This window comes from Pseudomonas agronomica, assembly GCF_025917275.1.
In the GTDB taxonomy this organism is placed as follows: domain Bacteria; phylum Pseudomonadota; class Gammaproteobacteria; order Pseudomonadales; family Pseudomonadaceae; genus Aquipseudomonas; species Aquipseudomonas agronomica.
The window spans coordinates 1-8,563 of record NZ_JAOSHO010000209.1 but is presented as its reverse complement, the minus strand read 5'-3'; the positions used below and the strand labels follow the sequence as shown (position 1 = coordinate 8,563).

The window sequence follows — 8,563 nt, the reverse complement described above, 5'->3', positions numbered from 1 at the left end:
CCTCGCCACAAAAAGCGGGGCTCCATTCAGCCGCGCGGATGGTGTTTGGCATGCAGGTCCTGCAACCGCGCCCGGGCCACGTGGGTATAGATCTGGGTGGTGGACAGGTCGCTATGCCCCAGCAGCATCTGGACCACGCGCAAGTCGGCGCCGTGATTGAGCAGGTGCGTGGCGAAGGCATGCCGCAAGGTGTGCGGGGAAAGCGATTTATTGATCCCGGCTACCTTGGCCTGGTGCTTGATGCGGTGCCAGAAGGTCTGGCGGGTCATCTGCTCGCCGCGCAAGCTGGGAAACAGCACATCGCTGGGACGCCCGCCCAGCAGCTCATGACGGGCATCGCGCATGTAGCGCTCGACCCAGACGATCGCTTCCTCGCCCATCGGCACCAGGCGCTCCTTGCTGCCCTTGCCCATCACCCGCAGCACGCCCTGGCGCAGGTTCACCTGTTCCAGCGTCAGGCTGATCAATTCGGTGACGCGCAGACCACAGGCATACAGGACTTCCAGCATGGCCCGGTCACGCTGGCCGATGGGGTCGCTGAGGTCGGGGGCCGCCAGCAATGCCTCCACGTCTGCCTCCGACAAGGATTTGGGCAGCGGACGACCCAGTTGCGGCATTTCCACCCGCAAGGTCGGGTCCACCGCGATCAGTTTTTCCCTCAGCAAATAGCGATAAAACCCACGCAAACCGGAGAGAAATCGTGCGGTCGATCGCGGTTTGTAATTCTGTTCCAGACGCCACGCCAGATGATCGAGGATCAATTCCCGGCCGGCGTTGATCAGTTCCAGGTTCTTTTCCTGCAACCAGCCGTTGAACAGGGCCAGGTCGCTGCGATAGGCGCCGCGAGTGTTATCGGAAAGCCCTTTTTCCAGCCACAGGGCGTCGAGAAACTGGTCTATGAGCGGATGATCGATGGCGGGCATAAAAACTCTTGAAGAATACGGGCACACACGGCGTCGAAAGGGGATATGAAGCTATGCAGGGTGCTCAAAGCGCAAATCGCAGGCAACAAAAAAGCAGCCCGCAGGCTGCTTTTTTTGCATCGGAAGCTGGACTTAAGCCAGTTTTTCCTTGATGCGAGCTGCTTTACCCGACAGGTCGCGCAGGTAGTACAGCTTGGCTTTACGTACGTCACCGCGACGCTTGACAGCCATGCTGTCGATTTGCGGGCTGTAGGTCTGGAAAGTACGCTCTACGCCGACACCGTTGGAGATTTTACGAACGGTGAATGCACTGTTTACGCCGCGGTTACGCTTGGCGATGACAACGCCTTCGAACGCTTGCAGACGTGCACGGTCGCCTTCCTTCACTTTCACCTGAACGACAATGGTGTCGCCCGGGGCAAAGGTAGGGATCTCTTTGGTCATCTGCTCTGCTTCGAGTGCAAGGATGATTTTGTTAGTCATGCTGTGCTCCTAAGGCAAGTCATCGGACTTACCATCGATACGTTGTTAACTATCGTCCCGCTCGCGGATGTATTCCTCGAGCAGCTTCTTCTCTTCTCCAGAAAGCGAGCGGCTTTCCAGAAGATCGGCGCGTCGTTCATAGGTCCGACCAAGGGACTGCTGTAAACGCCAACGCCGGATATGCGCGTGGTTGCCACTCAGCAACACGTCGGGAACACGCTGATCCGCATACACCTCCGGTCGGGTGTAGTGCGGGCAATCCAGCAGACCATCCGTAAAGGAATCTTCCTCGGCGGAATCCGCATGCCCTAAAGCTCCGGGCAGCAGTCGTGTAACCGCATCGATCAGGACCATCGCCGGCAGCTCGCCGCCAGACAGTACATAGTCGCCAATCGACCACTCTTCATCGACATGAGCTTCAATGAAACGCTCGTCAATGCCTTCATAACGGCCGGCAATCAGGATCAATGCATCCGAATTCGCCAGCTCGCGTACCGCCGACTGAGTCAGCTGACGGCCTTGGGGCGACAGGTAGATCACCTTCGCACCCTCCCCGGCTGCCGCCCTGGCCTGAACCAGTGCATCTTCCAGGGGCTTGATCTTCATCACCATGCCCGGACCACCGCCAAACGGGCGATCGTCCACAGTGTGATGCCGATCCGTGGTGTAGTCTCGCGGATTCCAACAGGTGAGCTGCAACAGCTCCTGTTTCACCGCGCGGCTGGTTATGCCGTATTCGCTGATGGCGGAAAACATCTCGGGAAACAGCGTGATGACTTCAACGCGCAAATTAGCCACGTTTAGAAATCCGCATCCCATTCCACCTTCATCTCGCCTGCCTCAAGGTCGACGGCCAACACGCATTGCTCGGTATAGGGCAACAGGCGTTCGCGATCATCCAGGCTGCCGACGCAAGGCTTGACCACCATGACATCGTTCGAACCGGTCTCGAGCAGGTGATCGATCTTCCCGAGCAATTGCCCGAGGTGGTCGATGACCTTCAGACCCACCAGCTGGTACCAGTAGTACTCGCCGTCGGTCAGTTCAGGGAACAGGTTGCGCGGCACACAGATCTCATAACCGGCCAGAAGACGTGCTTCTTCGCGATCATCGAGATCCTTGAGCTTTGCGACCAGGAACTTGTCGTTCCCGCGTCCGCTGACCAGCTCCACCTGTTTCACGCTACCTTCGCGCTTGAGCGTCCAGGTTTTGTAGTCCAACAGGTTCTTGATCGGATCAGTAAAGGAATACACCTTCACTTCGCCGCGAACGCCATGTACAGAGTAGATCTTGCCGACAACGATCAAATCACCGGCATCTTTTGGCGTCGCGTTCATATTGCTCAGGCCGCGGCCTTAGCCGATTCCTTCAACAACTGAGCAACGCGCTCAGAAGGTTGTGCACCAACGCTCAGCCAGTAGGCTACGCGCTCTTGGTTCACGGACAGACGAACTTCCTGACCACGGGCAACAGGGTTGAAGAAACCAACCTGCTCCTTGTGGGAACCGTCACGCGGGTTGCGGCTGTCGGTTACGGTCAGGTGGTAAAACGGGCGCTTTTTGGAGCCGCCAAGGGCAAGACGGATTGTTAGCATGTGAACATCGTTCCTGTAGTCGGTGCTGCAAATCTAAATGCACAGCGGGCATAGGTGCCCGAAAGGCCGCATATTCTAAGGAATATCCGGACTTTTGCAAATGACTTTTTCCGGCGACTGGCGCCGTGCAATCAAGATCTGCCATGGAGCCGTCATGAAAACGGCAGGTCAGCTCCCGCTTGACGCGGGTTTGCTGGAGATCCCCGCATCCGTGCGAGGCAACGCCGACATGACAGCCGGCGCAGATTCTTTACATTTTCGGCATGCCGCCGCCGGGCAACATACCGCCCATGCCGCGCATCATCTTGGCCATTCCGCCCTTGGCGGAGAATTTCTTCATCATCTTCTGCATCTGCTTGTGCTGCTTGATCAAGCGACCGATGTCCTGCACCTGGGTGCCGGAACCCATGGCGATACGGCGCTTGCGCGAGCCGCTGATCAGCTCAGGGTCGCGGCGCTCGGCAGGGGTCATGGAGTTGATGATGGCTTCCATCTGCTTGAACTGCTTTTCAGCCGCGCCCTGGGCATTGCCCATCTGCGCCAGGTTCACGCCACCGATGTTCGGCAGTTTGTCCATGAGGCCGCCAAGGCCGCCCATGTTCTTCATTTGTTGCAGTTGGTCGCGGAAGTCCTCGAGGTCGAAGCCCTTGCCCTTCTTCAGCTTCTTGGCCAGTTTGTCGGCCTTGTCCTTGTCGAGGGTCGCTTCGGCCTGTTCGATCAGGCTGAGGACGTCGCCCATGCCGAGGATGCGCGAAGCGATACGCTCAGGGTGGAACGGTTCGAGCGCTTCGCTCTTCTCACCCATGCCGATGAACTTGATCGGCTTGCCAGTGATGGCGCGGACCGACAGCGCGGCACCGCCACGGGCGTCGCCGTCGACCTTGGTCAGGATCACACCGGTCAGCGGCAGTGCATCACCGAACGCCTTGGCGGTGTTGGCCGCATCCTGGCCGGTCATGGCATCGACCACAAACAGGGTTTCCACTGGGTTGATCGCGGCATGCAGCGCCTTGATCTCGCCCATCATCTCTTCATCGATGTGCAGGCGACCGGCGGTATCGACGATGACCACGTCGATGAACTTGAGCTTCGCTTCCTTTATAGCCGCCTGGGCGATGTCCACCGGCTTCTGGCTCAGGTCGGACGGGAAAAACGTCACGCCGATGTCGTTGGCCAGGGTTTCCAGCTGCTTGATGGCTGCCGGACGGTAGATGTCCGCGGACACCACCATCACCGACTTCTTCTTGCGTTCTTTAAGGAAGCGCGCCAGCTTGCCGGCGGTGGTGGTCTTGCCCGCGCCCTGGAGACCGGCCATCAGCACCACCGCTGGCGGCACGGCGCTCAGGTTCAGGTCTTCGTTGGCCGCGCCCATCAGGCTTTCAAGCTCGGCCTGGACGATCTTCACGAACGCCTGGCCCGGCGTCAGGCTGCGCGACACTTCGGTGCCGACGGCGCGCTCCTTCACCGAATTGACGAAGTCCTTGACCACCGGCAGGGCGACGTCGGCTTCGAGCAACGCCATGCGCACTTCGCGCAGGGTGTCTTTGATGTTGTCCTCGGTCAGTTTCGCCTTGCCGGTGACATGGCGCAGCGTCTGCGAGAGACGGTCGGTTAGGTTTTCAAACATGCGCGATCCTTTCAGGCCCAGATGAGACCGGGATAATGGCGGCCCAGACCGTGAAATATGTGCTCGGCGAGCCTGCGGCGTGGGCAGGTCGCGGATTATAGCGAAGAAGCGTGCGGCGTACACCTTGCAGTGGTCTTTCGTGTGTAGGGGGTTCTATGCCAAACTCAGCGCCTTTCGGGCTTGCCTAACAGGACTTATGCTCCCCTTGTCACCCAGTTTGCTTGCTTCCCTCGCCGCCGCCTGTCTCTACGCCGCTGCGACCCTCTATCAAGGCACCCGCCTGGCCTCCGGCGCCAAGGCGAACAAACGCCTGCTGGTCACGCTTGGCGTGCTGGCGGTGCTCGGCCATGCGGCCAGCCTTTTTACCCACTTGATGACGCCGATCGGCCTGGGCCTGGACTTCTTCAACGCTGCCAGCCTGATTGCCGTCGCGGTGATTGCCCTGACGCTGGTGGCCTGCTCGCGCATCCCCGTGGAAAACCTCCTGGTGCTGCTGTTCCCGCTGGGGCTGGCCACGGTGCTGCTGGCGCAGTTCGCGCCGTCGGGCACGGTGCAGATCATCGACGAAGAGCCGGGCATCCTCGCCCATATCCTGCTGTCGATCCTCGCCTACGGCCTGTTCACCATCGCGGTATTCCAGGCGCTGCTGCTGTTGGTGCAGGACCACCAACTCAAGAACAAGCACCCGTCCGGGCTGATTCGCAATTTCCCGCCGCTGCAAACCATGGAAAGCTTGTTGTTCGGCTTCCTCTGGGCCGGCTGGACCCTGCTGTCGCTGTCGTTGATCTCCGGGTGGCTGTTCGTCGAGAACCTGTTCGCCCAGCACCTGGTGCACAAGACCTTGCTGGCGTGCCTGGCGTGGGTGGTGTTCAGCGTGCTGCTATGGGGCCGCAACCGTCTCGGCTGGCGTGGCCACAAGGCCATTCGCTGGACACTGGCCGGGTTCTGCCTGCTCATGCTGGCGTACTTCGGCAGCAAGTTGGTCCGTGAATATATCCTGCATATCTGACGGACGAGTCTGATGGAGAGCCTGCCCGTAGGGCCCATGTTTGCGGTAATGGTCGTGCTGATCCTCTGGTCGGCCCTGTTCACGGCCATCGAAGCCGCCCAGCAGTACTTGCTGGCCCGACGCAGGGCCTCGCGCGCCAGTGACAAACCGCTGGCGCGGCTGAGCTTCCCCTTGGCCAGCCTGATCCTGTGCAACACTTTCTGCCGTACCTTGGCCGTGGTCATCGCCACGTTGCTGGCACTCTTCACCTGGCTGGAAAAAGGTCCCTGGCTGGCCTGGCTTGGCACCAGTGGGGCCCTGCTGGTGTTCGCCGATTACCTGCCACGCACCCTGGCGAGCCGTTTTCCCGATGCCGTACTGGGCCTGGGCAACACGTTGCTCGGCGTGCCACTGAAAATTCTCTACCCAGCCGCCTGGCTGCTCAATGGCCTCAGCCAATTGCTGCTACGCCCCTTTGCCCGCAAGGCCCGTGCAGTCCAGCAAAGCGACGATGAGCCACCGGCAACGCCCCGCGCCGAACAGGAACAGGAGCAGGGCAACGGTCGGGTACACCCGATTTCCGGCATCCATGCGCTGGACAACATCACCGTCAACGACATCCTCGTGCCCCGCAGCGAGGTGGATGGGATCAACCTGGACGACCCCATCGGCGAGATCATCGAGCAGTTGCGGCTGAACCGGCGCACCCGGCTACCGGTGTTCCACAGCGACATCAACCAGGTCGAAGCAGTGCTCAACACCCGGCAGATCCGTCATATGCTGGCGGATGCGAGCCTGACCCAGGAGGCGCTGCTGGCCGCCTGCCACGAGCCATATTTCGTGCCTGAAAGCACACCGCTGCAACTGCAGTTGCTCAACTTCCACAAGCAACAGCGACGCCTGGGCATGGTGGTGGACGAATATGGCGAGGTGCTGGGCATCGTGACCCTGGAGGACATTCTCGAGGAAATCGTCGGCGAGTTCGAAAGCGAGCACAGCCTCGACAACCCGCATGTCCATCCTCAATCCGACGGGCGCTTGATGATCGACGGCGCGGCATCGATCCGCGAACTGAACAAGACTCTTGGCTGGCACCTGCCCTGCGACGGTCCGAAGACTCTCAACGGCCTGGTGACCGAAGCACTGGAAACCATTCCGGAAAGCCCGGTGTGCCTGAAGATCGGCCGCTATCGGTTGGAAATCATCGAAACCGTCGACAATCGCGTTAGCCAGGTACTGGTGTGGCATAACAGTACGGTGCCGACTTTTTCCTGAATTCCAACAGACTCAAGGTAAAACACAATTGTGGCGAGGGGATTCATCCCCTCACCACGAAAAGCTCATCGCCAGCGCCGATATTGTGTGCGGACTCACTTGTTGATTCGTTAGCCTCCTTCTTATACTCAATCCGCTTACCCAGCCTCGCCCGCCCCCCGTGCCTACCCTGCACTCGGAAGGTTCCGGGCCGCTCACCAGCACTATCTGCTTCAGCCCTGCGACTGTTCCTACCCGAAACAGCGACAGCGCCCACCCCACATCCCTGGGTGTTCGACCATAATAATTCGCTCCAACGGAGCATATGACTGTCAGGGATAACCGCATGACAACCACCACCTGTAACGACGCCGTGCCTGTCCAGCCGACCAATTCGGCCAGCCGCGTGGCGACCGCGAGTTTCATCGGCACCGCCATCGAGTTCTACGACTTCTACGTCTACGCCACTGCCGCCGCCCTGGTGATCGGGCCGGTGTTCTTTCCGCAGACCTCAGGCACGGCGCAGATGCTGTCATCGTTCCTGACCTTCGGCATCGCCTTCCTTGCCCGCCCGCTGGGCTCGGCGCTGTTCGGCCACTTCGGCGACCGCATCGGGCGCAAATCGACACTCGTGGCATCGCTGCTGCTGATGGGCGTCTGCACAACGCTCATCGGTGTGCTGCCCGGCTACGCCAGCATCGGCGCCTGGGCGCCCATCCTCCTGTGCCTGCTGCGTTTCGGCCAAGGCCTTGGGCTTGGCGGCGAATGGGGCGGCGCGGCCTTGCTGGCCACCGAGAACGCGCCCAAAGGCAAGCGCGCCTGGTTCGGCATGTTTCCCCAGCTGGGCCCCTCCATCGGCTTCCTGGCGGCGAACGGGCTGTTCCTGACCTTGGCCATGACCCTGGATGACGAGCAGTTCCGGTCCTGGGGCTGGCGGATTCCGTTCTTGCTCAGCGCCGTATTGGTGATTGTCGGCCTGTACGTGCGCCTCAAGCTTCATGAGACGCCGGTTTTCGCCAGCGCCATGGCCCGCCAGGAACGGGTGAAAATCCCCTTGGTCGAGTTGTTCAGCCAGTACTGGGCGCCCACATTGCTCGGCGCGGCCGCGATGGTGGTGTGTTACGCCCTGTTCTATATCTCGACGGTGTTTTCCCTGAGCTATGGCGTGGCTACCCTGGGCTACAGCCGCGAAACCTTCCTCGGCCTGCTGTGTTTCGCGGTGCTGTTCATGGCTGCCGCCACACCGCTGTCGGCCTGGGCCAGCGACCGATTTGGGCGCAAGCCCGTGCTGATCGGCGGTGGGCTGCTGGCGGTGGCATCGGGCTTCCTCATGGAGCCTTTGCTGACCCAAGGATCAACCGGCGGCGTGGCGCTGTTCCTGTGCATCGAACTGTTCCTGATGGGCGTGACCTTCGCCCCCATGGGCGCGTTGCTGCCGGAGCTGTTTCCGACCCATGTGCGCTATACCGGCGCTTCGGCAGCCTACAACCTGGGCGGTATCGTCGGCGCCTCGGCGGCACCGTTCTTCGCCCAGAAACTGGTGGCGATGGGTGGCCTGAGCTACGTCGGCGGGTACGTTTCCGGGGCCGCCGTGCTCAGCGTGATCGCGGTGATGTGCCTGAAGGAAACGCGCCATAACGACTTGAACCGGGTCGCCTGACACGCCTCTGGAGCTGCCGCGGGCTGCGATCTTT

General features: G+C 60.7%; 9 protein-coding genes. 3 read left to right on the top strand and 6 right to left on the bottom strand.

Going from position 1 to position 8,563, the window contains the following annotated elements; translation table 11 throughout:
* Window positions 1–26: 26 nt before the first annotated feature.
* The 6 genes from xerD to ffh form a co-directional block, all read right to left on the bottom strand.
* A complete protein-coding gene (xerD, locus tag OC610_RS15795) occupies window positions 27–923 on the bottom strand; it encodes a site-specific tyrosine recombinase XerD (RefSeq protein WP_264428908.1) in 897 nt (298 codons plus the stop codon).
* A gap of 132 nt (window positions 924–1,055) precedes the next feature.
* Window positions 1,056–1,406, bottom strand: a complete 351-nt coding sequence (gene rplS / locus OC610_RS15790; RefSeq protein ID WP_030139558.1) for a 50S ribosomal protein L19 — start codon at window positions 1,404–1,406, stop codon at window positions 1,056–1,058.
* A gap of 45 nt (window positions 1,407–1,451) precedes the next feature.
* A complete protein-coding gene (trmD, locus tag OC610_RS15785; protein WP_181289115.1) occupies window positions 1,452–2,225 on the bottom strand; it encodes a tRNA (guanosine(37)-N1)-methyltransferase TrmD in 774 nt (257 codons plus the stop codon).
* The gene (gene rimM, locus OC610_RS15780) at window positions 2,207–2,743 is read right to left on the bottom strand and encodes a ribosome maturation factor RimM (RefSeq protein ID WP_030139560.1); all 537 of its coding nucleotides are present in this window, start codon (window positions 2,741–2,743) and stop codon (window positions 2,207–2,209) included. The genes trmD and rimM overlap by 19 nt, the downstream gene beginning before the upstream one ends.
* A 5-nt stretch (window positions 2,744–2,748) precedes the next feature.
* Window positions 2,749–3,000 (bottom strand): 30S ribosomal protein S16, encoded by a 252-nt coding sequence (gene rpsP / locus OC610_RS15775; RefSeq protein ID WP_003198088.1) that lies wholly within the window; start codon window positions 2,998–3,000, stop codon window positions 2,749–2,751.
* Between the two features lie 250 nt (window positions 3,001–3,250).
* Complete coding sequence (gene ffh, locus OC610_RS15770) at window positions 3,251–4,627, bottom strand: signal recognition particle protein (protein ID WP_030139561.1); 1,377 nt, start codon at window positions 4,625–4,627, stop codon at window positions 3,251–3,253.
* 196 nt (window positions 4,628–4,823) lie between these two features.
* Between ffh and OC610_RS15765 the strand changes: the two genes are divergently transcribed.
* The 3 genes from OC610_RS15765 (at window position 4,824) to OC610_RS15755 (ending at window position 8,529) form a co-directional block, all read left to right on the top strand.
* Window positions 4,824–5,636 (top strand): cytochrome C assembly family protein, encoded by an 813-nt coding sequence (locus tag OC610_RS15765; RefSeq protein WP_264428904.1) that lies wholly within the window; start codon window positions 4,824–4,826, stop codon window positions 5,634–5,636.
* 12 nt (window positions 5,637–5,648) lie between these two features.
* Window positions 5,649–6,890 (top strand): CNNM domain-containing protein, encoded by a 1,242-nt coding sequence (locus OC610_RS15760; protein ID WP_264428903.1) that lies wholly within the window; start codon window positions 5,649–5,651, stop codon window positions 6,888–6,890.
* A 325-nt stretch (window positions 6,891–7,215) separates the two neighbouring features.
* Window positions 7,216–8,529: an MFS transporter gene (locus OC610_RS15755; RefSeq protein ID WP_264428902.1), complete on the top strand. Its 1,314-nt coding sequence runs from the start codon at window positions 7,216–7,218 to the stop codon at window positions 8,527–8,529.
* Window positions 8,530–8,563: the final 34 nt, after the last annotated feature.

Bases quoted from the DNA above. Each gene is read 5' to 3' on its own strand.
- trmD (WP_181289115.1), bottom strand. From the start codon at position 2,225: ATGGGATGCGGATTTCTAAACGTGGCTAATTTGCGCGTTGAAGTCATC.
- ffh (WP_030139561.1), bottom strand. From the start codon at position 4,627: ATGTTTGAAAACCTAACCGACCGTCTCTCGCAGACGCTGCGCCATGTC.
- OC610_RS15755 (WP_264428902.1), top strand. From the start codon at position 7,216: ATGACAACCACCACCTGTAACGACGCCGTGCCTGTCCAGCCGACCAAT.
- rplS (WP_030139558.1), bottom strand. From the start codon at position 1,406: ATGACTAACAAAATCATCCTTGCACTCGAAGCAGAGCAGATGACCAAA.
- rimM (WP_030139560.1), bottom strand. From the start codon at position 2,743: ATGAACGCGACGCCAAAAGATGCCGGTGATTTGATCGTTGTCGGCAAG.
- OC610_RS15760 (WP_264428903.1), top strand. From the start codon at position 5,649: ATGGAGAGCCTGCCCGTAGGGCCCATGTTTGCGGTAATGGTCGTGCTG.
- rpsP (WP_003198088.1), bottom strand. From the start codon at position 3,000: ATGCTAACAATCCGTCTTGCCCTTGGCGGCTCCAAAAAGCGCCCGTTT.
- xerD (WP_264428908.1), bottom strand. From the start codon at position 923: ATGCCCGCCATCGATCATCCGCTCATAGACCAGTTTCTCGACGCCCTG.
- OC610_RS15765 (WP_264428904.1), top strand. From the start codon at position 4,824: ATGCTCCCCTTGTCACCCAGTTTGCTTGCTTCCCTCGCCGCCGCCTGT.